The following is a 25,049-nucleotide window of genomic DNA, read 5'->3' as shown; positions in this document are numbered from 1 at the left end:
GCCTGCGCGGCGCCTGCGCGAGCGGCGCCCTGGTCGGCGCGCTGGCGCTGATGCCCGCCGCCGCCCAGGCCCAGAGCAGCGACGACAGCACCGAGACCTCGGCCAAGACCACCGTCGATACCAGCGCGATCATGGTCACCGGCCGCCGCGTCTCCGAGGCCGACGAGGCGATCGGCACCGGCAAGGTAACCAACACCGTCGCGGTCACGCGCGAGGCGCTGCTCTCGGCTCCTTCGGGCATTTCGGGGCTCAAGATGCTCGAGACGCTGCCCGGCTTCAACGTGCAGACCGACGGCGCGCTCGGGCTCTACGAATTCGGCAACTCGGTCCAGACCCGCGCCTTCGCGCTCGACCAGATCGGCTTCGTGGTCGACGGTATCCCGACCGGCCGCTCGGACGCCTTTGGCGGCAGCCCGGTGTTCCGCTATGTCGACAACGAGAACCTCGCGCGCGTCGAAGCCTCGCCGGGTGCGGGCGACGTCTCGATGCCCAGCTACTCCTCGCTCGGGCCGATGGTGCAGTATGTCTCGATCGAGCCGCAGGACGATCCGGGCCTGTTCGTCTCGCAGAGCTTTGGTGATTTCAGCATGAAGCGCACCTTCATCCGCGCCAGCACCGGCAAGGTCGGTCCGTTCAAGGCCTATGTCAGCCGCACCAAGCTCGACAGCGACTTGTGGCGCGGCGCGGGCACGGTCAACCGCGAGCACTGGGAAGGCCAGCTCCACGCCGACCTTGGCGGCGGCAGCTGGGCGCGCTTCAAGTTCGTCTCGAACAAGTTCCACGACTACGATTCGCCCACGGTCTCGCGCGCGACGCTCAACTGCTCGAGCGGGATCACCGACGATGACGGCAACTGCGGGCGCTATTACGGCTATACCGGCACGCTCTACGACTACGCCGAGACGACGTCGGGCGTGAAGTATTCGAACAGCGAATACACCAACTACTATGGCCTGGCGATCAACCACCGCAACGACAAGCTCTACGGCGGCACGCTGCACGGCGAAATCGCCAGCAACGTGTGGGCCGAAGCGACCGGCTACTACGAGGACAAGGCTGGCTACGGCGTCTCGCCCGACAGCTACGACAACAGCTATTCGATCTACTCGGCCGAAGCCGCCGCCGGGCTCGACGTGGTTGCGCCCAAGGGCGTGCAGTACGGCCTGTCCGGTGTGAGCGGCGATCGCTACGGCATCACCGCCAAGATCCACGCCGAACTGGGCGCGCACACGATCGAGGCGGGCATCTGGGCCGAAGAGGACAAGTACCACCGCACCCAGGCGCGCTACAACACCACCGACGGTTCGCCCGCCAGCGCGGCCGACCTGTCCGAGGTGGTCTATTACCGCCGCAACTACCACTCCAAGCGCGAGACCACCCAGCTGTTCATCAAGGACCGCATCGCGCTGTTCGACGACAAGCTCGACGTCGACATCGGCATCAAGTCGCTGTTCCTCGACTACAGCCAGCGCGGCTACCGCAACTACGCCGACTACTACCGCTCGGTGAACGGCAGCTACGTCGCTGGCTGGGGCCCGCAGTTCAACAGCGCGCACTACAAGGACGCCTTCCTGCCGAGCGTGGGCCTGCTCTACCACCTCGACACGCGCACCCAGATCTTCGCCTCCTACGCGGAGAACTACGCGCTGCCCAAGGGCATGGACGACATCTACGCCACCGCTTTTACCGACACGGCCGACACCGTCCCCGCGCCCGATCCCGAAAAGGCCCGCAACTTCGAACTGGGCATCCGTTCGAGCCAGGGACAGTTCTTCGCCTCGCTGGCGGGCTACTACACGATGTTCGACAACCGCATCCAGTCGATCACCTCGATCCTGCCCGGCTCGTCGGGCGCGACCGAGAGCTTTTATACCAACGTCGGTTCGGTCGAGGCCTACGGTGCGGAACTTTCGGGCTCGTACAAGCCCGCCTTCCTCAAGGGGCTGGCTTACTTCAACCTCAACGTGACCTACAACAACGCCACCTTCAAGGATGACCTGGTCACCGCCAGCACCACCTACGCGATTGCCGGCAACAACATTCCCGACAACGCCAAGTGGCTCATCTCGGGCGGCATGACAGTTGAACCGGCGAGCTGGCTGGTCGCCAACATCTCGGGCAAGTACACCGGCAAGCGTTACGCCGACTACACCAACGACTACCCGGTCAAGGCCTACACCGTGTTCAGCGGCTACGTCGACATCGGCGATGGCTGGACGATGGGCCCGCTCAAGACGATCAAGCTGCGCGCCAACCTCGACAATATCTTCGACAAGCAGGCGATCGGCTATATCTACTCTGCGGTGTCCTCGGACGGCTACTTCCGTCCGCTCTCGCCGCGCACGTTCCAGATGACCCTCTCCGCGGAGATCTGAGCCTCATGGCCCTTACACGTTTCCCCAAGTCCCTCCTGGCGGGAGCAGCTATGCTGCTCCCGCTTCTCGCCGCCAGCACCGCAGATCCCGCAAGCGCCGCCGAAAAGGCCACGCTGGCCGAGGCCACCGCGCTGCAAAAGTCGCTCGTCACGCTCGACACCCACCTCGATACCCCGGCCTCGCTCGACCTGCCCGGCTGGTCGATCATGGACGACCACGACGTCCACGCCGACTATACCCAGGTCGACGTGCCGCGCATGGTCAAGGGCGCGCTCGACGGCGGGTTCTGGGCGATCTACACGCCGCAGGGCCCGCTCGATGCGGAACATTTCGAGGAAGCGCGCGACTTTGCGGTCAAGCGCGGGCTCGCCATCCGCACGATGGTCGCCGCCCACCCCGAGACCTTCGGCCTCGCGCTCGAAAGCGGCGATGCGGCCAAAATCAAGGCGGCGGGCAAGCGTATCGTCTTCATGTCGATCGAAAACGCCTATCCACTGGCGCAGGACCCCACGCTCGCCTCGCTGTTCTACGCGATGGGCGTGCGCCTGATGGGCTTTGCGCACTTTCGCAACAACCAGTTCGCGGACAGTTCGACCGATCCCGCTGGCCCGAAATGGCATGGCCTGAGCCCGCTCGGCAAGGACCTGCTGGCGCAGGCCAACAAGCTGGGCATGGTGGTCGACGCCTCGCATTCGAGCGACGACGTGCTCAACCAGCTGATCGACCTGTCGACCACCCCGGTGCTGCTCTCGCACTCGGGCTGCAAGGCCGTCTACGATCACCCGCGCAACGTCTCGGATGACCTGCTGCGCAAGCTCGCCGCACATGGCGGGGTCATCCAGATCAATTCCTTCGGCAGTTACCTGCGCGCGGCCAAGCCCAACCCCGAGCGGCAAAAGGCGATGGGCGCGCTGTTCGCCTCGATGCACGAAGGCGAGGAAATGACCCCCGAGGCCTATCAGGCCCTGCTCGCCAAACGCCGTGCGATCGATGCGCAGTACCCCGATACCGACCGGCCGACCTATGCCGACTTCGAAAAGCACCTGCTCCACGCGCTCGAGGTCGTCGGGCCCGATCACGTGGGCATCGGCATGGACTGGGACGGCGGTGGCGGCGTGGCCGGGCTCGAGGATGCCAGCGGCCTGCCGCGCATCACCCAGACCCTGCTCGACCACGGCTACTCGCGTGAGGACATCGCCAAGATCTGGGGCGGCAACGTGCTGCGCCTGCTGGCCAAGGCCGAAGCCGCGCGCCAGAAGTAAGAGCCTGATCCCCAAGTCGCCGGGCGGCGGTTCCGGTCAGGAGCCGTCGCCCGCCCCCTCCCCCGCGTGGTCCGGGCGCACCGGCGCAGCATCGCGCAGGACATGCGCCGCCCACGAACCTTCGCAGTAACCCGGTACAGACGGATCCGCGCGTGGGCTGTCCGGACACGCGCGATCCCGGGACGACAGGTCGACCCGCCAATCCTCGGGCCAGACCCGCAACGGGTAGTCGCGATCCGAGCGCCAGCGCGCCACTTCGTCCGCCCACTCGGGACCGCGCGCCAACCCCGGCAGGGCAAAGCCAAAAGTCAGCGCTCCGGAGGCAACCATCAGGATCGTCAGCACACGGAACACCCCGGCGCAGCGCGTCCCCGTCCGCTCGGACAGGACCACGATACCGCATCCCATCAACACCAGCGGCACATAGTTGTATCGCTGCGATGCCGCGACGAGAAACGCCGACCCGGGCGCAAGTGGCAACATTCCAAGACCGAACGACACCCCCGCCAGCAGCAGCCCCGATACGATCAGCCAGAACGCCGGATCACGCCGGTCTCGCAACGCCAAGCCAAGGAGAAGCGCAAAGTAGGCGCCGCCGCCCAGCGCCAGCGACCACCACACGATGCCGTGCCCCGCCGCCGCGCGATACGCCGCCGCGCCCAGCACGCTTGCCACCGGAGCCGAGAACAGCGGCATCACGCCCAGGCGCAGGGCCAGCAAATCGAGCAAAGTCACCGGGTCGAGCGAATGACCACGCAGCGGGCTTTGGATGAAGAACAGGCCGAGCTGGAGCGCCGCCCCCACGCTGAGCGCAGCGCTCTGTTCGATCCTGCGCGTCGATTTTTCGACCAGCGCGCGCAGTACGAAAAGGGGCAGCAGGACGATCGTACCAGGGCCGCACAACGGGCCAAGCACGAGCAGCGCGGCGTAAAGCCCCCGCCGCCAGCCACGTTCGGGCGTGTCGAAGGCGAGGATCAGCCCTGCGCACAAGGTCAGGTGAAACTGGATGTGCAGACTGTTGGCAAAGACTTCCTCGGTCATCGGGCTGATCGCCATCAGCAAAAGACACACGATCACCGCGCGCCGTGATTGCAGGCCGCGCCCCTGCGCGCCAAGGAGCAGCGCGGCCGGCAGCACCTGAAACGCCGTGGCGATCGCCATCGTCACGTAAGGCGCCTGCTCGAGCCCGAGCACGCCCCGGCGCACGAACTGGACCGCCAGCAAAGTCGCCGCGTTCGCGCCAAGGTTGAGATAGCCCGCGAACGAGCGCCAGAGCGCCTCGCCCACCGGCCGGTGCCAGCCATAGGCAAAGAAGATCGTGCCTTCCTCGCTCAGGAACCGCCCCCCGCTCCAGGCATGCCGCAGCCGAAAGACGATGAGCGCAAGAAAGACGCCCAGCAACGCCGCGCGGGTCGCTGTGGACAGGACAACGCCGCTCCGATCCCCCGTCGAGCGGCCACCCCCAGGCCGCTCCCAGCCGCGTTGCCGCCAACGCCGCAAAGCCTGCGCCAAGCCCCGGAATACCAACTGCCTTGCCCCCTCATCGATTGCCCAGGCTGCCACGGCGCGGGCGCCTACGCTCCCCCCAAGCCTACCCGCGAACGTCGCAAGGCGATAGCCTCTCCCCGCCGCCACCCGCAGAACTTGGTCTGGCCTATCTCGCGACTTTGCCACCCACATCATCACGGGTTTCCTGCCCTCTCGCCACCACATCCGCAGCAGTTCGAGCAGCTGGGGCGAGAGCATGGCATTGCGATCCTTGCCGCCCTTGCCCTGTTCGACCCGGATCAGCATGCGCGTGCTGTCGATATCGTCGACCTTGAGGTGGGCAACTTCCGACACACGCAGGCCCGCGCCAGATCGCGGCGCCTGAGCGTGACGTCATCCAGGAAGCGCAGCGCCGACACGGCGGAGTTGATGGTGCTCGGCCTGACCCCGCTCTCATGCTGCATGAGCTGGAAGCGGCGAAGATCCTCGTCCGTTGCCGTATCGGGAGGGCGCCTGAGGAGGCGCCTGAGGAAGGCCGCCAGGCGCTTCACATGGCGCACATAATCCTTCTGGGTATGTGGACCGAGCCCCCGCATCATCATGTCGTGCTGCATCCGCTGGCGCAGCGGGCTGATCGGGGCGGTAGTGATCGAGACAGTCATGGCACGTTGCGCTCCGTTAAAGGAACTGCCAGCCTCGCCCCGCTAAAGGCCTGCATATACCACGCCACATCGCCCCACGCGCCCCTCCCGCGCGAGCGGGTTCGTGCAAGGGCGCACGGCAGCATTTCGGCACGCACCCCGTTGCGGGCGGTGTGATACGCCGACCCCGTCCGGCTAGATCCCTTCCGCCAGAAAAGCCGCAGGTCCGGCTTCATCGGCTTTGCGATCAGCTAATCGCATCAAGCGCTCCGGGTTCTGGCCTGAGCGCATGTTCGGGACCGGCCGGTGCGTGCAGATCACGCGGACCTTCTCACGCCTATGCGATCGCCGCAGCGATGCGGATTGTGGTCTTCCGGCAGGCCTGGCTGGCGAGGAAGCCGATCGCCGAGAGCGCGCCTCCGGTGAAACCAGCCACGCTGAAGGCGATGATGACCGGCTGCGCGCCTTGCGCGATGGCGCGGGGATAGCCGCCGATTTGCTTGACGAATTGTGCCATGACCGGTGTCTCCTGTTGCTGGAGAGGCTTTAGGCGCGGTGCGCTATTCCTGGCATTCGGATAAAGTCGTCCCGGCTTTTCCAAAGAATGAAAAAGCCGGGTGTGGCGATGACGCCAGCATCCGCACCGACCAGGCCCCGAACCGGATCTTTCATGCGCGTGAGGCAAGCCGGCGTGCCCCGGTCCATGCCGGAGGCGGCTATCCGCCCGACAAGGCCTTGAGTTCGACCAGCCGGACCGCCTTGCCCCCGGCAGGGGTCATGACCGCGCGCAGCTTTCCGGTGCGCACACCGCCCGCAAGCGCAATGCGCGTCACGCCGTTGGGCAGCGCTCGCGCCTGCCCGGCATCGCTCCAGCCCCCATCGCGCCAGACCTGGATCACCACGCGCCCCGGCGCGCGGATTTGCCCGCCGTTGTCGAAGAAGGCCAGCTCCACACTATCAAGCGCGACCTCCTTTCCAAAGTCGAGCGCGTACCACTGCGCGCCCTTCCCCGGCTCGGACGTCCAGCCGTTGGGCAGTTCGGGATAGAACCAGAGCCGCCCGTCGATCGCGTCGTGCAGGTTCTCCGCCTCGGCCCCGCTCGATGCGCTGGCCTTGGGGTAATCGCCGCGCACCAATTGCACCGCGTGATCGATCGGGCGGGCGATCGGCCCGTCCGCCTTGCGCGCGAGCGGCACGGTGATGCGCCCCAGCGTCTCGCGCCGGGCGACGACCGCGCCGTCGACCGAAACCCTGAGCCCGGCCCCGGCGTGATAATGCGTTCCGTCCGCATCCCAGGTCACCGCGATCTCATGGCCATGGTAGGGAATGCGTTCGGCGTGGAACCAGGCCAGCGCCTGCGGATCACCCGCATCGGGCAGCAGCGGGTTGATCTCCAGCACGTCATCGGCGCGCGCGCGCAGGCCCACCACGTCGCTCAGGATCAGATCGTTGTAGCCCGAGTGGAAATAGTGGTGGCTGCGGGCAAGCCCGACGATCGGCTTGCCGGTGGCGGGATCGTAGTCCTCTTCCAGATCGAGCCGGTCGCCCTGATAATGCAGCTGGGTGTACTGGCGCAGCAGCCGCATGAACGCGCTGCGGGTGACGGGTCCGTGGTCCGTGTAATGGTCGAGCAGGTTGGCCATGCCCATCAGCACCTGCGTGGTCTGGTAGGGCCAGACCGGACCGTTCCACTGACACTCGCGCGCCGTGCCTTCGTAGCGGTACTGGCGCATGTAGTATTCGTAGCCCGGCTCGACCGTGCGCATCCCCGCCTCGCCGCCGAGCGAGGCCGGGTCGAGCAGGTGGCTCCACGCCTGGGCGTAGGACGCGCTGTCGGGCGCGAGATCGAAGGTCCAGGGCAGATAGCCGACCAGTTCACGCGCGCGGATCAGGTCCCAGTAATGAACGTAGGCGTTGTCGACCTTGAAGCGGTCGGTGAAATGACCCAGCTTGGGATTCCACAAGTCCTCGACCATGCGCGCGCGCAAGTCCTTGGCTTTGGACGTGAATTCCGCCGACAGCGCAGCGTCTCCGGCAAGCCCGGCGATCTTCGCGATCGCCTGCGCGTTGGCGACCATGTAGCTGTTGATCGAGGGGCGGAAAGCCTCTCCCCCGGTGAAGCCGTCCTTGCCGCCCGATGCATCGATCGAGGAGACGGTGTACTCGGTCGCATCGAGCAGCGGCTCGACCCAGTAAAGCCCCTTGGACCAGTCGTAGTGGTCCTCCCAGAGCCCGTAGATGTGGCGCATGACCTGGAGGTGGCGTTCCACCGCGGCCTTGTCCCCGTCGACGAGGTAGCGCCCCCAGACCGAGTCCGCCATGTAGTCGGTAAAGTGGCGATCGTTGCCGCCCTCGTACATGAAGTTGATGTAGTCGTCGGCAAAGCGCCGGTCGTTGAGCCAGCGCCCTTCGGCGATGTGAAAGCCGCTCGCATCGTTGAGACTGGCGTAGGGTTCGCGCTGCCAGCCCACATCGTCGGCGAATTCGGTAGTGACATAGCCCTTGTCGCCGAGGTCGCGCTGGTGCGCGCGGTAGATCGACCAGCGGTAGTAATAGACCGCATCGATCCGGGGGTCGGCGCTTTCGAAGTAAGGGATGCGGTCCTGATACCAGGGCGCATCGTTGCCGAAGCGCTGGCGGGCGATGGCGCGGGTGTCGAGATGAACCGGCTCAGCCATGGCGGCGCGCGGCGCGCCACCGCCGGGCGGCGGGGCATCACCGGGCGGTGCGGCGCCGATCAGGGCGAGCGCCACGATCCCCACTGTCACGAGGAGACCCGCTGCCCTGCCTTTGCGCCGTATCATGCCTGCTGCCAACTCCGATAAAAAGCGAGACGGCCGTTTCCCGAAGCGTTCTGGAGAGGAATGCGAACCCCGCGAAAAAACGGCCGTCTCTGGAAGGACCCGCGAGGAGCGCCGAGGCGCCCCTCGCGGGTTGACGAAACGATTACTGGAACGTGAAGCGCGCGCCGATCGCGAAGGTGCGCGGCACCAGCGCGGTTTGCAGATTGTCGGTCTGGGCGCCGCCCGCGCTGCCGTACTTGTAGTAGCTTTGCTGCATTTCCTTGGTGAGGTTGCGCGCATCGAAGGTGAGCGCAATGCCGTCCTTGATGTCGGCGGTCAGCTGGAAGTCGAGATAGCCCGACGACTTGTACCAGACCCCGATCGGGTTGGCGAAGAGCCGGGCCTCGTTGTTGTGCAGGAAGGCCTGGCGCCACACGTAGGAAAGACGCGCGCCGATCGGGCCGCGCTCGTAGGCGAGCGTGGCGTTGTAGGACAGCTTCGAGACGTTGAAGAAGGCCGACTGGGTGTAGCCGGTGATGTTGCCCAGCTCGTCGGTCTCGGGGATCGACTGGTTGGAATCGAGCACCGTCAGGCTGCCCTGGAAGCCCAGGCCATCCAGAACGCTGGGCAGATAGGTCGGGAAGTAGGTCAGGCCCACCTCGACCCCCTTGAGCACGCCGTTCGACGCGTTGGCCGGACGGGTGATCGAGAAGTAATCGGTCGCGCCCGCCGAAATCCCGTTGTTGGGGATGTATTCGTAGCTGCTGATCGGCACGACCAGGCCCGAGATCTCGCGGCGAAAGCCCGTCACGGTGAGCGCGCTGTTGCGCTCGAAATACCACTCCAGCGCGAGGTCGTAGTTCTTCGAATGCGTGGGCTGGAGCGTCGCCGTACCCGCCGAGCCGCTGCCGTAGCCCAGGTTGGTGAGATCCCCCGTCAGCGAATAGGTCGGGTTGATGTCGGTGAAGGCCGGACGGCGCAGCGTCTCGCCGTAGTTGAAGCGCAGGCGCACGCTCGGCGTCACTTCGTAGCGCAGCGTGAAGCTGGGCAGGAACTTGGCCGATCCGGTCGACACGGTGGTCTGCGCGAAGTTGTCGTAACGGTCGTAGAAGTCGTAGTTCGTATCGACATTCACATAGCGAACGCCCGCCTCGATATCGAGCGGATTACCGAAGATCGACACTTGCGCGTCGGCCATCAGGTAAGCCGACATCGTGACTTCCTCGATGTTGAAGGTCTTGCCCAGCGAAAGCTCGTCGCTGGTCGGCAGACCGTAGAGCGAACGCACCGTATCGGCGTTGTTATAGAGCCACGAGCCCTTGACGTTGACCCAGCTGCGCGGAACGTCACCGGCGCCCGAGAAGAAGCTCGAGTTGGTGAAGTAGGCCGCATCGCCCAGCGTGGTCATGTTCTGCCCCAGCGCCACCGCGTCCTGCGTGCGAATGTAGCTCGAGGCCTTGCGGTCATCGACGCGCAGGCCCGCCTTGACCTTGCGGAAGAAGCCGTCGTGGAAATCGTAGTAACCGTCGAGCTGGCCGGTGACGGCGTTACCCTGGTCGCGCCCCGCGTTGTCGTAAAGCTCGCCCACGGTCCACACCGAAGGATCGGTAAGCAGGCTGTCGTCGGAGAAGTGGTAGGAGGGAATGCCGCCACCCGCATTGAAGTCCGCGGTGATCTGGTCGGCCACGCGGAAAGTACGCATGGCGATGAACGCGGTCTTGTAGGTGCTGGTCTGGTAGCTCAGGTCGCCGGTGATCTTGCCGTCGCCATCACCCACGTCCCACTGGCCGTTGAGGTGGTAGATGTAGCTGTCGGTGCTGGTCTTGGTGTAGTCGCCCGAGTTGAAGCCATAGACATCGTCGACGGTGCGGCTCTTGATGATGTTGGTGCCATCATAGACTTCGAAGTCACCGGGGTTGCCCCACCAGTCGACGAAGCTGAACATCAGGCTGTTGTAGGTCGACCCGCGAAAGCCGGTGTAGAACATTTCGGCGGTGTAGACCGAGCTGGAATTGGGCGCCCACTGCAGCGCGACATTGAAGGCCGGGCGCTTGCGTTCGCCATAAAGATCGGACGAGAACACCGCATCGCGCGAAAGATAATAGGGCACGTCAACGCCCTTGATGTTGAGCGTCGAGCCCGATGCCGTCGGCAAGCCAGCATCAAGGCCGGGCTCCCAGTTTTCGTTGTTGTTGCCGGGAAAGATGCGCTCGAGCGGCGAAAAGCCGGAGCCCGTCGGCGGATTTTCGGTCGCAAACGGCACCAGTGCGCCCGCGGTCGCGGATTCGGTGCGGTACTTGGCCTTGGTGTAGCTGGCGTTGACCAGCAGGCCGATCTCGCCGATGCCAGTTTCCCAGCGATCCGAAATCAGCAGCGCGCCGCTCGGGTTGTAGGTCTTGGCGATCTCGTCGTAAGTGCCGCGGATCTGACCCGAAACGGCGAAACCGTCAAAGTCGAACGGACGGCGGGTCCTGACGTCGATCTGGCCGGCAAGACCGGTCTCGAGCTGGTCGGCAGCGCGGGTCTTGTAGACGTTGACCGCCTTGACGAGGTTAGCCGGGATGTCCTGCAGCGCGAACGACTGGCCCGAGGAAGTGAAGACGTTGATGCCGTTGAGCGTGGTCACCGCATCGGGCAGGCCGCGGATGGTGACGGTCTGCGCCTCGCCGCTGGCGCGGTCGGTGATCTGGATGCCGGTGACGCGCTGGAGCGCTTCGACGACGTTGTTGTCGGGCAGCTTGCCGACGTCTTCCGACACGATCGAATCGACGATCTGGACGTTGTTCTTGCGCGTGTTGAGCGCGCCCAGGATCGAGGCGCGAACGCCCGTGACGATGATTTCCTCGGCGCTCGGATCAGCCTTGGGCTTGTCCGCCGTCGCTTCGGGTTGCGTCTGTGCCTGCGCCGCCCCGGCCACGCACAGGGCGATCAAAGACGCAGTTGTAGTGACGAATACCTTAGAGCCCTTCATGTGTCCCTCCCGAATGCAAACCGGCCTTACCGGTCTCTGTCTGGTTCATCACGCCCTCGCATCCGGACCAGGGTTGCGAGAAAGCGCGAAAGCCGCACCGCTGGTTTTGTGACCACCCAGCAAGCTGACTCTGCATCCAGTACTTATTTGTCCTACTAATTACCAGCAAATCCTCGCCCCGCTCCGCAAACAATTTGCCCGCCAGCGCGCCAAAATTGGCTAAATATCTCGATTTGAACACAAAAAAGGCCCCACAAGGGAGCCGATAAACGCCTACAAATACGGTCTTGGAAAGCGCCCCGCAAACCACCCGAGAGCACGCCGCAACCGCGCCGTTCACCCGCAGATGGCGGGCGGCGTGACCGGAACCCCGCAAGGCCCCGGCCACACCGACCCGGTCAGAACTTGAAACGCGCGCCGAACTCGAACGTGCGGTCATAGGTGCGCGTGTCACGCGGGGTGTCGCTGTAGACGCCGTCGCCGTTCAGCCCCTTGAACCGGTCGTGGTAGGTGCGATCGGTGATGTTGGTGGCGTTGAAGGTCAGCGTGAACGCGGGGGTAACGTCGTAGCTTGCCGAGAAGTCGAGCTGGCCGGTCGGATCGGTCATGATCGTCCCTGCCTGATCGCCGCCAGAATTATAGCTGACCACGTAGCTCGAACGCCAGTTGTAGGCGAGACGCGCCGAGATGCCGTACTTCTCGTAGATCGCCACGGCGTTGTACGACCAGTGCGACACGTTGACGATGCGCTGGCGCCCGCCGTTGAGCGGATCGTCGGTCTTGCCGTCGCTGTACGTGCCGTTGAGCTGGACACCAAGGCCGCTGAACGCGCCGGGCAGGAAGTCGAAGAACTGCTGGTAGGCAACTTCGGCCCCGGCCAGGTAGCCGTTATGCGTGTTGCGCGGACGGCTGACGAGATAGTTGTTCCCATCGGTGCCAAGCTCTTCGACCGAGTAGGTCTGGATGTAGCCATCGATGGTCCGGTAATAGCCACCAACCGTGAACGACGTCGACCGGCTCGGGTAGAACTCGAGGCTGGCGTCATAGGCGGTCGAACGGATCGGCGTGAGGTCCGGGTTACCGCCCGAACCGCTGCCGTACACGCCGTTGTCTCCGGTCGCGCCGCTCGGCGAATAGCTGACCAGCGGGTTGAGATCGGCAAACTGCGGACGAGTGAGCGTCTTGCCCCAGGCCAGGCGCAGGAACAGCGTGTCCGACAGGCCCACCTTGGCGTTGATGCTGGGCAGGATGTCGAGATAGTTCTGGTCGCTGCTGACGTCGTAGCCGGTCAGGCTCTCGACCGTGTTGACCACGCGCGCGCCGCCCACACCGGTGACCGGCATCGAACCGATGTCGAAGCCGTATTCGAACGAGCCGTAGAACGCATAGGTGTCTTCCACGTCGGAGAAGGCGTTCGCCGGGTCATAGGCGCGCGCGCCGTCGGCCTGGCCGAACAGTTCGCGGATCGTGTCGGTGTTGTTGAGCAGGTAATTGGTGTCCATCACCAGGAACTGGCCGATCCCGGTCGCGCCCTTGACCAGCCCCGTCGGCGAGGTGGTGTAGGCGTCCGAGGAAAGCTGGTCCATCGTCACCGCATCGGTAATGGCGATGCCGGACGAGGTGGTGGCCTGCGAATCCACCGTGCGGTGGGTGTAGCGCGTGCCGATCTTGATGTTCTTCAGGAACGGACCATCGATGTCGAGACGCATGTCGCCCCGCCACGCCCACTGCTCGCTCACCGCGACCGAGTGGTTGTCGAACAGCGTGCGCAGCGTGTAGTTCGACGGGTCGGTCATGTCGACGCCGGTGATCGAAATGTGCGGCGTGCCACCGTTGTCGTTGTCGATCGTCATCGACGGCGCGTTGAACGAGGTATCGACGATGACGTTGCGGTTCTGAAGCTTGGAGTGGTTGTAGGTCAGCTCGCTCGAGAACACGGCCTTGCCCGTCGTCCACTCACCGCCAGCGTTGATCTGGTAGCTGTCGGTCTGGTCCTCGTAAGCCTGCTTGCTGGTGAGCGTGTAGGCGTTCGTGGTGGTCGTACCCGAGGACAGGAAGTCGTAGTCGTCGTAGCCCGTGGTCGAGGTGACCGTGCCCCCCTTGGGCAGCGCGATGAAGAAGGTGTTGCTGTAGCGGTTCTGGTAGCGGGTATACATCCCGTCGACGTGGAACGAGAGGTCCGCGGACGGGTTCCACTGCAGTGAGGAATTGATGCCCAGACGGCGGCGATCGCCGTCGCTGTAGATGCCCCCGACGGTATCGGGGATGGAGCGGCCGTAATAAGGCGCATCAGTGTTACAATGATCGGCCGTATCTTCTACGCAGTTCGACACGTAATTGAACGCGTCCTGGTCCTGGTACTTGCGGCGGTTGTACGAAGCGGCAAGCAGGAAGCCCACTTCGCCGATGCCGGTTTCCCAGCGATCGCTGACCAGCCCGCTGGCGACGTAGCTCTTCTTGTCCGACTGATCGCTGTAGATGCCGCGCACACCGCCCGCGACGGTCAACCCGTCGAAATCGAACGGACGGCGCAGGCGCACGTCCACCACGCCCGCAACGCCGCCTTCGACGATGTCCGGGGTGCTGGTCTTGTACACGTCGACGCCCGCGACCAGTTCGGCCGGAATATCGGCGAGCGAGACCGAACGCGACGTGCCGGTGAACGCCTCGCGCCCGTTGATGAGCGTGGCAACGTCGGACAGGCCGCGGATCTGGACCGAGCTGGCTTCACCCGCCGCGCGCTGGATCTGCACGCCGGTCACGCGCTGGAGCGCGTCGGACACGGTGTTGTCGGGCAGCTTGCCGATGTCCTCGGCAACGATCGAATCGACGATGTTGACCGAATTCTTCTTGATGCTCTGCGCGCCCATCAGCGAGGCGCGAACGCCGGTCACGATGATTTCAGGGGCGGTGGGCTCGGCGCTGTCGGTGGTCGACGCGGCGGCGGCATCGGCGCCAGTGGTGTCCTGCGCGTGCGCGACGCCGGCAAGGCTCAGAGCGAATACGGATGCGGTGCAAAATGCAAGTGGCTTGAACGCCATACGACCCTCCCAGGTTAAGGCGCAGCCGTTACCGCGCCGGGTTTCGAAGGGCTGATTATTTGTCGGAGTTATTTGTTGCAAGGAAAAAGATGTAACGGAACGTACAGTTTTCTCATGCGCAGGAAAAGCGTGTCCTTTGAGCATCATGCCCGCAGAGGCATGCAACCGATGGCACGCCCTGCGGGCAATCTTGTCTGAGTTTTGGTAAACTTAAATCAATCTACCGACCACACCGTGGCCGACTCACCGACCTTGGCCAGCACGATTCCCCCGGCTTTCGCGGCGAGCGCCATGCCTGGCTGTGCAACCGAAACGAAGCGCACCCGGTCCTGCCCGAGCTCCTGACGCAGGAAGCGGTCGCTCCCCGCACGCCGGGCCCCTTGCGCGATCGCCCCGAGCGAACAAGCGCCCGCGCCATCCGCGACGATGCACTGGTCGCGCAACAGGATCGGCGACAGGCGCACCGAACCATCGCCCGCATCGATCGAGCGGATCTGCGTCTGCGGCAGCGGCTTGCTGCCGCTCAGCAGTTGCGTGCCTTCGTGAGCAAGGTAGCCACCGGCGTTGAAGAGCCGTTCGGGCAGCGCGCCGTTGCCCACCGGAACACCGAAGTCCGGCATCCCCTGCGCGTCGAAGTAAAGCCGCTGGACACGGGTGTGGCGGTCGGGATTGAACAGCGGGTCGCCCTCGATCTCCTTGTAGTCGCGGCCATGGTAGACGAGCATCGGGCGGCCGCGCTCATCGACCGTGAAGTCGTTGTGGCCCGGACCATAGACCGAAGTCGCAACGCAGGTCTGGAACACCGGGTGCTGTGACTTGGTCCAGTTTGCCGCGTCGAGCAGGTCCGCCTCGGCGTCGATCGAAAGCAGGCCGAGGCAATAACGGTCGTCGGTCGCGCTGGCGGAGTAGGTCATGAACAGCTTGCCCGCGTGTTCGATCACCGCCGCGCCCTCGTTGACCTTGAAGCCCCGGATTTCCCAGTCGAGCGTGGGAACCGTGAGGCGCGTGGCGGGGCCCGCCAGCGTCAGCGGCCCGGCCATGCGCGCAAGATAGAGGTTCGAGTTGGTCTCGATCCCCGGCTCGCGCTGCGCCCAGACGAAATAGCGCACGCCGCGGTGCACGAAGACCTTGGAATCGAGGTTGAAGCTGTCCCACGGCGCCTTGAACTCGCCCAGCACCGACCAGCTCCCGGTCATCGGGTCGGCCCCGTCGCACTGCACCGCATAGGTGCGGATGCGGAACACGTCCTCGCCGCCACCCGAGGGGCCGGCCGCGAAATACATCGTCCAGGTGCCGTCGATGAGGTGCAGTTCGGGGGCCCAGATGAAGCCCGAGAGCGGGCCGCTGGCCTCGTGGTGCCACAGCACGCGCTCCTCGGCGGTGGTCAGCCCTGCCAGCGTCTTCGCGCGGCGCAGGACCAGCCGGTCGTACTCGGGCACCGAGCCGGTCATGTAGTACCAGCCATCGGTGTGGCGGAAGATCTGCGCGTCGGCGCGGTTCTTGACCAGCGGGTTGATCGGTCCCTCGAGCGGGTTGGCCGCCGGCTTGGGCGCGCCTCCCTGTGCGAGCATCGGCCCCGGCCCAGTCGTGCAGGCGACCGGCAGCAGGGCCGCGCTTGCGGCGAACGTCCGGCGCGAAACGGCAATCGACATGATGTCCTCTCCAGTACTTTGTAAACAGACCAAAAAATGACACCCCGCCCGCAGCGAGCGGGGTGTCAGTTGGTGGATAGTCAGGTGTGGGGCACCGGCCAGCCGTCCGCATCCCAGGTCAGCGGCGCAAGGCGCAGCGTGGGCGCGCCGTTCGCTTCGCGATCGTAGGCGTGGTAGACGAGCGTGGTGGCGCCCTTGGCATCGGTATAGGCGCCGACATGGCCAGGGCCGCGGAAACGGTGCTTCTCTTCAAGGTCCGCGCGCAGCAGGATCGTCCCCCCACCCTGCATCATCGAACTGCCGTCCTTGCCCAGGTACGGCCCGGTGATCGTCCGCGAGCGGCCCATGACCGTGTAGTAGGTGCTGTTCACGCCCTTGCAGCAGTAGTCGAACGAGGCGAGCAGGAAGTACCAGCCATCGTGCTGGAGGATGAACGGCGCCTCGATCGGATCGGGCGCACCGGCGGGAACCGGGCGCTGCGCAATCGCATAGGGCTCGGCGCCGGGCCAGGGCTTGCCGGTCTTGGGATCGAGCGGGAAGAGCTTGATGCCGCTCCAGAAGCTGCCCAGCGCCAGCCACTGGCGCCCTTGCGCGTCGACCACGAAGTTGGGATCGATCGCGTTGAAGTCATCGCCGGGCATCGACTGCACGACAAGACCGTGGTCGGTCCAGTGATACCCCTTGGCCTTGGGGTCGAGCGTGGGGCTCGTCGCCAGGCCGATCGCCGAGCGGTTCGAGCCGAAGGTCGAGACCGAATAATAGAGCCGGTATTCGCCGTTCACGTAGGAAATATCAGGCGCCCAGATACCCTCGGTGCCGGGGACCGCCTTTTGCGTCCAGGCGGGAAGCTGCGAAAACAGGGGGCTCGCCTGCTCCCAGTGGATCAGGTCCTTCGACGTCTTGACCCCGATGTACTTGCCGATGGTGTTGTAGACGTACCAGGTATCGCCCTCGCGGATCAGCACCGGATCGTGCGCGGGGACGAGCGCGCCGGTCAGCTTGTCGTTGAGCGACAGCGGGTCCGGGCTCTGGGTACCGGCGTGAACGCTCCCGCCCACAGCCACCAAAGCCAGGCCCGCAAGGCACGACAGGGCACAAAGACGACGCGCCATGCCCATCAGCCTTCGCTGGCGGCCCAGGCCGCAACGAGCGCGCGCGCCTTGACACCCACGCCCTGCGCATCGTCACCCGGCTTGTAGAGGCTGCCGCCCACACCGATGCCGAAAACGCCCGCCTGGCGGTATTCGGCGATATTGGCCGGGCCGACCCCGCCCACGGCCCAGACGCGCGTGGTCTTGGGCAGCACGTCCTTGATCGCCTTGATATAGGAGGAGCCAAGCACCGAGCCGGGAAACAGTTTCAGATCGCGCGCGCCTGCGCCGAGCGCGGCGAAGGCCTCGGTCGGCGTCAGGAAGCCGGGCAGCACGTCCATCCCCAGTTCGAGCGAACGCGCGATCACCGCGGGATCGACATTGGGAGAGACCATGAAAGTGCCCCCTGCCCCCGCCAGTTCCTCGGCCAGATCGGTGCGCACAACGGTGCCCCCGCCGATCGCGGCGCGCGCGCCCACCGCCTCGACCAGCGCGGCGATCGAGCCGGCCGGATCGGGCGAATTGAACGGGACTTCGATCAGGCGGATGCCCGCCTCGACCAGCGCCTCGCCGATCGCGGCCACTTCGTGGGTCTCCACGCCGCGCAGGATCGCGACGATGGGCGCCGCTCCGCTTTCAAGGACATCTTCGATTTTCATGCATTTGCTCCGGTTGCCAGGGCCAGGCCCGCCAGCGCGGCGGCCTCGCCGTCTATCCGCCGGACCATCGCCGTGGCCCGCGTCAGCGCCGTTTCATAGAGATCGACAATGCCCTTGTCGCCAATCAGCACGACCGAGGCCGAGAGCCCGGCTTCGGCGGCGACTTCGGTGCCGATCAGGAGGCCCGAAATGTACCCGCGCGACCATTCGCGCGACCGGGCGTCGAGCAGACGCGCCGCGCGCGCCTCGAACAGCGCGCCGCTCAGCGCCTCGCCCGAACGCGACAGGCCGCGCGCAAAACCCTCCTCGAACACGCCCTCGCCCGGCGTATCGGGCCCGAGCAGCGTCGACTGGCTGGTGAGCAGCGCGAACAGCTCGCCGGTCGGATAGGTGCGAAAGCCCTGGAGCACGCCGTCGTTGACTTCGACCCACTTGCAGTGGGTGCCGGGCAACACGATCAGATGGCGCCCCACGGCCAGGTCGCCTTCGAGCGCCATGGCCCCGAAAATCTGCGCTTCCTCGCCGCGCATCACATCGGGTACGCCGCCCTCGGCGTGGGCACAGACCCCCGCCAGGACCGTGACATCGAGCCCACCGACGCGGGTCCGGCTGGGCCTCGCCAGCCACGCGTCGCGGTCCGCCGGGCACGCGACGTAGCCCGCATCGACCAGCGCGCCTCTGGCGCCCGCCATGCCGCACAGCACGACATCGTCGATCGGCCCTTGCGCCTGCCACACCGCGAGCCGCTCGGCGAGGACCTGGGCCGGGACGGCGCAGAGCGCCCCCGGCCCGTCCTGCCGCGCGGTCACGACGCCCCCTTCGACCCGATAGAGCCGAAGGTTGGTCGTGCCCCAGTCACCCAGAACGCGCGCGCCGCTCATCGCAGTGTAAGCGCCACGATCGACTTGGCCGGAAGCGTGACGACAAGCTTGCCGCCCTCGATCTTCGCGCCCTCGAACGCGACCGGCTTGACCGCATCGGGGTTATCGAAGGTGTTGTGCGCGTTGATCGCACCGGCGGTGAGGATGGTCCCCGAAACGCCCTGCCCGTTCACCCCGTCGAGCGCGATGGTCACGGTGTTCGACTGCTCGGGATCGAGGTTGGAAAGCGCGACATGGATCGCCCCGTCCTTGGCCTTGACCGCCGAACCGCTCACCGCGGGAAGCGTGAACTTGCCCTTGGCGTAGTACGGCGCATCGATCGAAAGCGGCAGCACGGTCGCGTCCTGCCAGGGCTTGTACATGTCGTAGACCCAATACGTCGGGGTCTTCACCATCTTCGAACCATCGGTCAGGATCATCGCCTGGAGCACGTTGACCATCTGGGCAATCGCGCTCATGCGCACGCGGTCGGCGTGCTTGGCGAAGATGTCGAGCGTGGTCGATGCGATCATCGCATCGCGCAGCGTGTTCTGCTGGCGCAGGAAGCCCGGATGCGTATCGGGGTCCTGCTTGTACCAGGCGCCCCATTCGTCGACCGCCAGCATGACCCGCTTCTTGGGATCGTACTTGTCCATGATCGCGCTGTGCTTGGTGATCAACTCGTCCATGCGGTTGGCTTCGAACAGCGCGTCGGCCCATTCCTGCTCGCCGAAGTTGACCGGATCGGAATGCGGCGGCCAGCCGCCTTCGGGCAGCACGTAGTAGTGCAAGGAAAGCCCGTCGACCATGTTGCCCGCAATGCGCATCATCGCCTCGGTGAAGGCGTAATCGTCGACATTCGCGCCCGAGGCGATCTTGAGCGTCCGCGTGCCGTCGGGAACCTTGACGAAGGTCGCATAGCGGCGCGTGACGTCGGCGGCGTATTCGGGGCGCATGTTGCCCCCGCAGCCCCACAGCTCGTTGCCGATGCCGAAGAAGGGCAGCGCGTAAGGCGCCTTGTGGCCGTTCCCGGCGCGCTCGTCGGCAAGCGTACCGGCGGGCGCGGTCATGTATTCGACCCATTCGGCCATTTCGCGCGGGGGGGCATCGCCCACGTTGCCCGAGACGTAGGCCTGCGCACCGACAAGGCGCAGCAGGTCGAAGTATTCATCGGTGCCCACCGTGTTGGGCTCGGTCACGCCGCCCCAGTGGGTGTTGACCTTGACCGGACGGTTCTTCTGCGGGCCGATGCCTTCGCGCCAGTGGTACTCGTCGGCAAAGCAGCCGCCCGGCCAGCGGATCACCGGCACGTTGAGCTCGCGCAGCGCCGCGATCACGTCGTTGCGGAAACCGTCGGTGTTGGGGATCTTGCTGGTCTTGCCGACGTAGAGCCCGCCGTAGATGCCATTGCCCAGATGCTCGGCGAACTGGGTGAAGATTTCCTTGTGGTAGACCGGCCCATCGGCGTCCGCCTTGATCGTCGCCGTGGTCGGCTGGCCATCGGTATCGGCATGGGCGGTGCCCGTACCGATACCGGCCAGCGCGGTGGCGCCCAGCAAGGCCGCCACCGCCGCGGTGCGCAAAGTCTTGATCATCTCTCGTATCCCCTCCCTGGGAAAAATCAGTCGTGGAATTCCTCGACGCTCTGGCGCTTGCCACGCAGGAACGCGTCGGCCACCAGCCGCAGCGGGTCGAGATCGACGTCACTGCGCCCGCCCCGGATGAGCGTTGCGAAACGGGCGTAGAGGCCGGGGTATTCCATGTCCTCGTTACGCTCGACCCCGCTCGGCAGGCTGAGCACCGCGCCGCCGTTCGACAGCTTGAGCTGGCCCGCGTCGGTCTCGACGATGATGTCCCACGACTGCGGGCCGACCTGGCGCCAGTCGAGGTCCATGTGGATCGGCGTACCGGCGGTATCGCGGAACTGGATGTCGGCCGCGATGGGCGCGGCGCGGTTGGCCGGAAGGCTCAGCGTCGCGGTGTTGAGAAACACCGGGCTCGGCATGATGTGAGTCAGGATCGAAAGCGCGTTGATGCCCGGATCGAACACCCCCAGGCCGCCCGGCTCCCAGATCCAGTCCTGGCCCGGGTGCCACTCGCGCACGTCTTCGCGCCAGATGATCTTGACGTCCTTGATCACCCGCTCGGACAGCCAGGCGCGCGCGGGGGCGACACCGGCGGCAAAGCGCGAGTGCCACGAGGCGAACAGCGAGGTACCGACCTTGTCCGCCCGCGCGGTGAGCGCGACGACTTCGGAGAGCGTGGCGCCCGGCGGCTTTTCGAGGAAGACGTGCATCCCCGCCCTGAGCGCGCTCACCGCAAGCTCGTAGCGGACCTGCGGCGGCGTGCACAGCGAAACCGCGTCGACCCCGGTGCTGCTTTCGAGCAGTTCGTCGAGCGTCTTGAAATGCGGGATACCCGGCTCGCCGCCATGGTTGGGGCTGACCGTCGCGGCGAGGTTGAAGTTGGGATTGCCCGAAATCGCGGGCAGGTGCTGGTCACGGGCGATCTTGCCCATGCCGACGACGGCAATGCGGATCGGATCCATCGCTCAGAGCGCCTTGACCGCAACGCTGCGCGCCTGAGCGCGGGCCAGCGGGTTGGACACGGGCAGCGCGAAGGGCGCGGCGCTGATCTCGAACACGTCGCCTTCCTCAGTCGTCACCCCGTCCGAGAAGGACAGCGTGGCGGTGCCGAAGAAGTGGACGTGGATGTCGCCCGGACGGCAGAACAGGTCGTACTTGAAGTGGTGATGCTCCAGGTTCGCGAACGAGTGCGACATGTTGCCCTCGCCCGAGAGGAACGGCTTTTCCCACAGGGTCTCGCCGCCGCGTACGATCTTGCTCGTGCCCTCGATCTTTTCGGGAACCTCGCCCAGCAGCAGCTCGGCGCCAAGCGCGGCCTCGCGCAGCTTGGAGTGCGCCAGCCACAGGTAGTTGTGGCGTTCGGTGACGTGGTCGGAAAACTCGTTGGCGAGCGCCAGGCCCAGGCGATAGGGCTGGCCGTCGTTGCCGATGATGTAGATGCCCGCCAGTTCGGGCTCCTCGCCGCCGTCCTTGGCGAAAGCGGGCATGGTAAGCGGATCGCCCGGCCCCACGAGCTGCGAACCGTCGCCCTTGTAGAACCATTCGGGCTGCTGGCCTTCGGCGCCCGGCGCGGGCTTGCCGCCTTCGAGCCCCTCGAGGAACATGCGCATCGAATCGGTGACGTTTTCACCCGAAGCGGCGGCCTGGTGCATCTTGTTGCGCCCCTCGGCCGAGCCGAGGTGGGTGAGACCCGTGCCGGTCAGCAGCACGTGCGCGGCATCGTCGTGATCGATCGGTGCGAGCAGGCGGCCCGCCGCCTGCTCGGCCGCGATGTCTACGCTCGCCCCCAGGCCGCACGCCTTCGCCGCTTCGGCAAGGCTGGTGCCCTGCTCGATCGCCTGGAGCGCAAGCGCGCGCACGCTGGTGGCGCCATTGAGGAAATGCGCAGCGTCCCCTTCGGCAAGAATGACGGAACGGGTGCCATCCTCGGCACGGTGCTGGAGCAGGCGAAGGTAAGTCATGGATCTCTCCCAGGTCCGCAGCGCGCCAATTGTGGGGCGGGCGCGCTGCGGAAAAACGACGATACGGGTTTGGATGCGGGTTTAGTTGGTGGTCAGTTTGCCATCGATCAGGCGCGGCGCGCCGTCACCGAAAGCGGCGTCGCGCAGTTCCGGCGGAAGCAGGCTTTGCGACAGGTTCTGGTAGCTCACCGGGCGCAGGTAGCGATCGATGGCAAGGCTGCCGACAGAGGTCGTGCGCGCGTCGGTGGTCGCCGGGAACGGGCCACCGTGGACCATCGCGTGGCACACTTCGACGCCGGTCGGCCAGCCGTTGACGAGAATGCGGCCGACCTTGCGCTCGAGCGTGGGAAGCACGGCGGCGGCGATGGCCTCGTCAGCATCTTCCATATGGATGGTCGCGGTCAGCTGGCCTTCGATCCCTTCGAGCAGGGTCTTGAGCTCACCCGCATCCTTGCACACCACGATGACCGAGGAGGAGCCGAACACCTCTTCGCCCATCGCCTTGTCGGCGAGGAACTTTTCAGCGGTGGTCTTGAACAGCACCGCGCCGCCGGTGGTCTCGCTGCCCGGCTCGCCGCGCGCGATTTCCTCGACGCCCGCGTTGGCCGCAAGCTTGGCCACGCCATTGGCATAGGCCGCCGCGATGCCCTTGGTCAGCATGGTCTGCGGCTTGGCCGCCGAAACGCCGCCCGAAGCCGCCGCGACGAACGCGTCGAGCCCTTCACCCTCGATCGCGAGGACGAGACCGGGGTTGGTGCAGAACTGGCCCGCACCCATGCACAGCGAACCGACGAAGGCTTCGCCCAACGCAGCACCCTTGGCCTTCATCGCTTCGGGCAGGACGAGCACGGGGTTGATCGCCGACATTTCGGCGTAGACCGGGATCGGCACCTCGCGCGCCTGCGCCAGACGAGTCAGCGCCAGGCCGCCCGCGCGCGAGCCGGTAAAGCCGACCGCCATGATGTTGGGGTCCTGCACCAGCGCGCCGCCCAGCTCGTTCGAAGGGCCGACAAGATGCTGGAACACGCCTTCGGGAAGACCGGCATCGGCCACCGCCTTGGTGATCGCCTGCGCGATCAGGCTGCCGGTGATCGGGTGCGCCGGGTGGCCCTTGACCACCACCGGGCAGCCCGCGGCCAGCGCCGAGGCGGTGTCACCGCCCGCGGTCGAGAAGGCGAGCGGGAAGTTCGAGGCGCCGAACACGGCGACCGGACCGACCGGGATCATGCGCAGGCGCAGGTCCGGACGCGGCAGCGGCGCACGGTCGGGCATCGCGGGGTCGATGCGCAGCTGAAGGAACTGGCCCTTGCGCACGACATCCGCGAACATCCGCAGCTGACCGCAGGTGCGCCCGCGCTCGCCTTCGGCGCGGCCACGCGGCAGGCCGCTCTCGGTGGTGTAGGCTTCGATCAGCGGCTCGCCGAGCGCCATGATCTCATCGGCGATTCGCTCGAGGAACGCAGCGCGCGTCTCGAGGTCGAGGGCACGGTAGGTATCGAACGCGGCCCCCGCCTTGGCGCAGGCAACAGCGACATCCGCGGGCGTGTTCACCGCGAACGCGTCCCCATGCGGCTCGCCCGTAGCAGCGGCAATGGAACGAAATTCGGTCATAGAAAGTCTCCCTATTTACTCCGACATATTCCGTGCGATCGGGAAACGCAATGTTTGTCGTTCCTTCCGATCCACAGGACGTGTAGGCTGCATCTGGGAGGTGACATTTTCTGTGACAATCGGAAAAACTATGAAGCTGGACGAAACGTCCAAAAAGCCAGATGAGACACGCGGCCCCGGACGGCGGCTCCACGGCGCGATCGCCCATCGGCTCGGTACGGATATCTTGTCGGGCAAATATGCGCCCGGCGATGTGCTTTCAGGCGAAGTAGCCTTCGCCGAGGAGCTCAAGGTCTCGCGCAGCGCCTATCGCGAGGCGATCCAGGTGCTGACCGCCAAGGGACTGGTTGCCAGCCGCCCCAAGGCGGGCACGCGGGTCCTGCCCCGCGATCGCTGGAACCTGCTCGATCCCGACGTGCTGGGCTGGGCCTTTGCCGGTGAACCCGACATCGAGTTCGTGCGCTCCTTGTTCGAACTGCGCGCGATCGTCGAACCGGCCGCCGCGCGCTTCGCCGCCGCGCGGCGCGACAAGGACGATCTGAAGGCGATGAAGGAAGCGCTCACCGCGATGCGCCGCCACACGCTCACGACCGACGCCGGGCGCGCGGCCGACCGCGATTTTCACAACGCGATCCTTGCCGCGACACGCAACGACGCGCTCAAGGTGCTGAGCGCCTCGATCGGCGCGGCGGTGAACTGGACCACCCAGTTCAAGCAGCGCTCACGCGCGCTGCCCCGCAACCCGATCCCCGACCACGTGCGCGTCTACGATGCCATCGTGTCGGGCGACGGCGCAGCGGCGGCCGAGGCGATGAACGTGCTCGTCGATCTCGCGCTCGAGGATACGCGCAGCGCCATCGAGGACCGCGACAGCCTCCCCCCCGTGGGCGCCAGCGACGCCCTGACCGGGAGCTGACCGGAGAGGGCTCGGTTCCCCAAGGAAAGGCACGCCGGCACGATTCACGACGAGGGCAAGGGGCACCCGCCTCTTGCCCTCATCTGTTTTACCCGCCCTGCCCGCGCAAGGCCGCACGAAAAAGCCCCAGAAAAGATCGCTCTTTTCCGGGG

General features: G+C 65.9%; 17 protein-coding genes. 3 read left to right on the top strand and 14 right to left on the bottom strand.

What is annotated here, in order from left to right; all coding sequences use genetic code 11:
- The first annotated feature begins 2 nt into the window (after positions 1–2).
- Together MTR62_RS08840 and MTR62_RS08835 are read left to right on the top strand one after the other, a co-directional pair.
- On the top strand, positions 3–2,375 hold the full coding sequence (locus MTR62_RS08840) for a TonB-dependent receptor (RefSeq protein WP_407672652.1): 2,373 nt from the start codon (positions 3–5) through the stop codon (positions 2,373–2,375).
- 50 nt (positions 2,376–2,425) lie between these two features.
- On the top strand, positions 2,426–3,637 hold the full coding sequence (locus MTR62_RS08835; RefSeq protein ID WP_244019212.1) for a dipeptidase: 1,212 nt from the start codon (positions 2,426–2,428) through the stop codon (positions 3,635–3,637).
- A gap of 36 nt (positions 3,638–3,673) precedes the next feature.
- On the opposite strand, the gene MTR62_RS21605 is transcribed toward MTR62_RS08835, so the two are convergent.
- From MTR62_RS21605 to MTR62_RS08770, 14 genes are all read right to left on the bottom strand, one after another.
- Positions 3,674–5,431: a site-specific integrase gene (locus MTR62_RS21605; RefSeq protein ID WP_407672651.1), complete on the bottom strand. Its 1,758-nt coding sequence runs from the start codon at positions 5,429–5,431 to the stop codon at positions 3,674–3,676.
- Positions 5,425–5,787 carry a phage integrase N-terminal SAM-like domain-containing protein gene (locus tag MTR62_RS08830; protein WP_407672650.1) on the bottom strand — a complete coding sequence of 121 codons (363 nt, stop codon included), beginning with the start codon at positions 5,785–5,787 and terminating at the stop codon, positions 5,425–5,427. Before MTR62_RS08830 ends, MTR62_RS21605 begins: the two co-directional genes overlap by 7 nt.
- 316 nt (positions 5,788–6,103) lie before the next feature.
- Positions 6,104–6,283 (bottom strand): hypothetical protein, encoded by a 180-nt coding sequence (locus tag MTR62_RS08825; protein WP_244019210.1) that lies wholly within the window; start codon positions 6,281–6,283, stop codon positions 6,104–6,106.
- Between the two features lie 199 nt (positions 6,284–6,482).
- Positions 6,483–8,534, bottom strand: a complete 2,052-nt coding sequence (locus MTR62_RS08820; protein WP_244019208.1) for an MGH1-like glycoside hydrolase domain-containing protein — start codon at positions 8,532–8,534, stop codon at positions 6,483–6,485.
- Positions 8,535–8,712: 178 nt separating this feature from the next.
- Positions 8,713–11,520, bottom strand: a complete 2,808-nt coding sequence (locus MTR62_RS08815; protein WP_244019206.1) for a TonB-dependent receptor — start codon at positions 11,518–11,520, stop codon at positions 8,713–8,715.
- Positions 11,521–11,918: 398 nt separating this feature from the next.
- A complete protein-coding gene (locus tag MTR62_RS08810) occupies positions 11,919–14,561 on the bottom strand; it encodes a TonB-dependent receptor (RefSeq protein ID WP_244019204.1) in 2,643 nt (880 codons plus the stop codon).
- A 215-nt stretch (positions 14,562–14,776) separates the two neighbouring features.
- Positions 14,777–16,213: a glycoside hydrolase family 43 protein gene (locus tag MTR62_RS08805; protein ID WP_244019196.1), complete on the bottom strand. Its 1,437-nt coding sequence runs from the start codon at positions 16,211–16,213 to the stop codon at positions 14,777–14,779.
- Between the two features lie 80 nt (positions 16,214–16,293).
- Complete coding sequence (locus MTR62_RS08800) at positions 16,294–17,325, bottom strand: arabinan endo-1,5-alpha-L-arabinosidase (RefSeq protein ID WP_244019186.1); 1,032 nt, start codon at positions 17,323–17,325, stop codon at positions 16,294–16,296.
- 5 nt (positions 17,326–17,330) lie between these two features.
- Positions 17,331–17,963, bottom strand: a complete 633-nt coding sequence (locus tag MTR62_RS08795; RefSeq protein WP_244019177.1) for a 2-dehydro-3-deoxy-6-phosphogalactonate aldolase — start codon at positions 17,961–17,963, stop codon at positions 17,331–17,333.
- Entirely contained in the window at positions 17,960–18,844 is an 885-nt protein-coding gene (locus MTR62_RS08790) for a 2-dehydro-3-deoxygalactonokinase (protein WP_244019167.1), read from the bottom strand. The genes MTR62_RS08795 and MTR62_RS08790 overlap by 4 nt, the downstream gene beginning before the upstream one ends.
- Complete coding sequence (locus MTR62_RS08785) at positions 18,841–20,418, bottom strand: alpha-N-arabinofuranosidase (protein WP_244019165.1); 1,578 nt, start codon at positions 20,416–20,418, stop codon at positions 18,841–18,843. The genes MTR62_RS08790 and MTR62_RS08785 overlap by 4 nt, the downstream gene beginning before the upstream one ends.
- A 26-nt stretch (positions 20,419–20,444) precedes the next feature.
- Entirely contained in the window at positions 20,445–21,371 is a 927-nt protein-coding gene (locus MTR62_RS08780) for a Gfo/Idh/MocA family protein (protein ID WP_244019163.1), read from the bottom strand.
- 3 nt (positions 21,372–21,374) lie between these two features.
- Entirely contained in the window at positions 21,375–22,370 is a 996-nt protein-coding gene (gene araD1 / locus MTR62_RS08775) for an AraD1 family protein (RefSeq protein ID WP_244019160.1), read from the bottom strand.
- Between the two features lie 81 nt (positions 22,371–22,451).
- Positions 22,452–23,981, bottom strand: a complete 1,530-nt coding sequence (locus MTR62_RS08770; protein WP_244019158.1) for an aldehyde dehydrogenase (NADP(+)) — start codon at positions 23,979–23,981, stop codon at positions 22,452–22,454.
- A 130-nt stretch (positions 23,982–24,111) separates the two neighbouring features.
- Between MTR62_RS08770 and MTR62_RS08765 the strand changes: the two genes are divergently transcribed.
- Entirely contained in the window at positions 24,112–24,897 is a 786-nt protein-coding gene (locus MTR62_RS08765) for a FadR/GntR family transcriptional regulator (protein WP_244019149.1), read from the top strand.
- Positions 24,898–25,049: the final 152 nt, after the last annotated feature.

The organism is Novosphingobium organovorum (assembly GCF_022832435.1).
Classification (GTDB): Bacteria; Pseudomonadota; Alphaproteobacteria; order Sphingomonadales; family Sphingomonadaceae; genus Novosphingobium; species Novosphingobium organovorum.
The sequence above is the reverse complement of the archived record's forward strand: the minus strand, read 5'-3'. Positions and strand labels throughout refer to the sequence as shown.

Coding starts and splice junctions, on each gene's coding strand:
- MTR62_RS08835 (WP_244019212.1), top strand. CDS start 2,426: ATGCTGCTCCCGCTTCTCGCCGCCAGCACCGCAGATCCCGCAAGCGCC.
- MTR62_RS21605 (WP_407672651.1), bottom strand. CDS start 5,431: ATGCTGATCCGGGTCGAACAGGGCAAGGGCGGCAAGGATCGCAATGCC.
- MTR62_RS08830 (WP_407672650.1), bottom strand. CDS start 5,787: ATGACTGTCTCGATCACTACCGCCCCGATCAGCCCGCTGCGCCAGCGG.
- MTR62_RS08825 (WP_244019210.1), bottom strand. CDS start 6,283: ATGGCACAATTCGTCAAGCAAATCGGCGGCTATCCCCGCGCCATCGCG.
- MTR62_RS08815 (WP_244019206.1), bottom strand. CDS start 11,520: ATGAAGGGCTCTAAGGTATTCGTCACTACAACTGCGTCTTTGATCGCC.
- MTR62_RS08810 (WP_244019204.1), bottom strand. CDS start 14,561: ATGGCGTTCAAGCCACTTGCATTTTGCACCGCATCCGTATTCGCTCTG.
- MTR62_RS08805 (WP_244019196.1), bottom strand. CDS start 16,213: ATGTCGATTGCCGTTTCGCGCCGGACGTTCGCCGCAAGCGCGGCCCTG.
- MTR62_RS08800 (WP_244019186.1), bottom strand. CDS start 17,325: ATGGCGCGTCGTCTTTGTGCCCTGTCGTGCCTTGCGGGCCTGGCTTTG.
- MTR62_RS08795 (WP_244019177.1), bottom strand. CDS start 17,963: ATGAAAATCGAAGATGTCCTTGAAAGCGGAGCGGCGCCCATCGTCGCG.
- MTR62_RS08790 (WP_244019167.1), bottom strand. CDS start 18,844: ATGAGCGGCGCGCGCGTTCTGGGTGACTGGGGCACGACCAACCTTCGG.
- MTR62_RS08785 (WP_244019165.1), bottom strand. CDS start 20,418: ATGATCAAGACTTTGCGCACCGCGGCGGTGGCGGCCTTGCTGGGCGCC.
- MTR62_RS08780 (WP_244019163.1), bottom strand. CDS start 21,371: ATGGATCCGATCCGCATTGCCGTCGTCGGCATGGGCAAGATCGCCCGT.
- araD1 (WP_244019160.1), bottom strand. CDS start 22,370: ATGACTTACCTTCGCCTGCTCCAGCACCGTGCCGAGGATGGCACCCGT.
- MTR62_RS08770 (WP_244019158.1), bottom strand. CDS start 23,981: ATGACCGAATTTCGTTCCATTGCCGCTGCTACGGGCGAGCCGCATGGG.
- MTR62_RS08765 (WP_244019149.1), top strand. CDS start 24,112: ATGAAGCTGGACGAAACGTCCAAAAAGCCAGATGAGACACGCGGCCCC.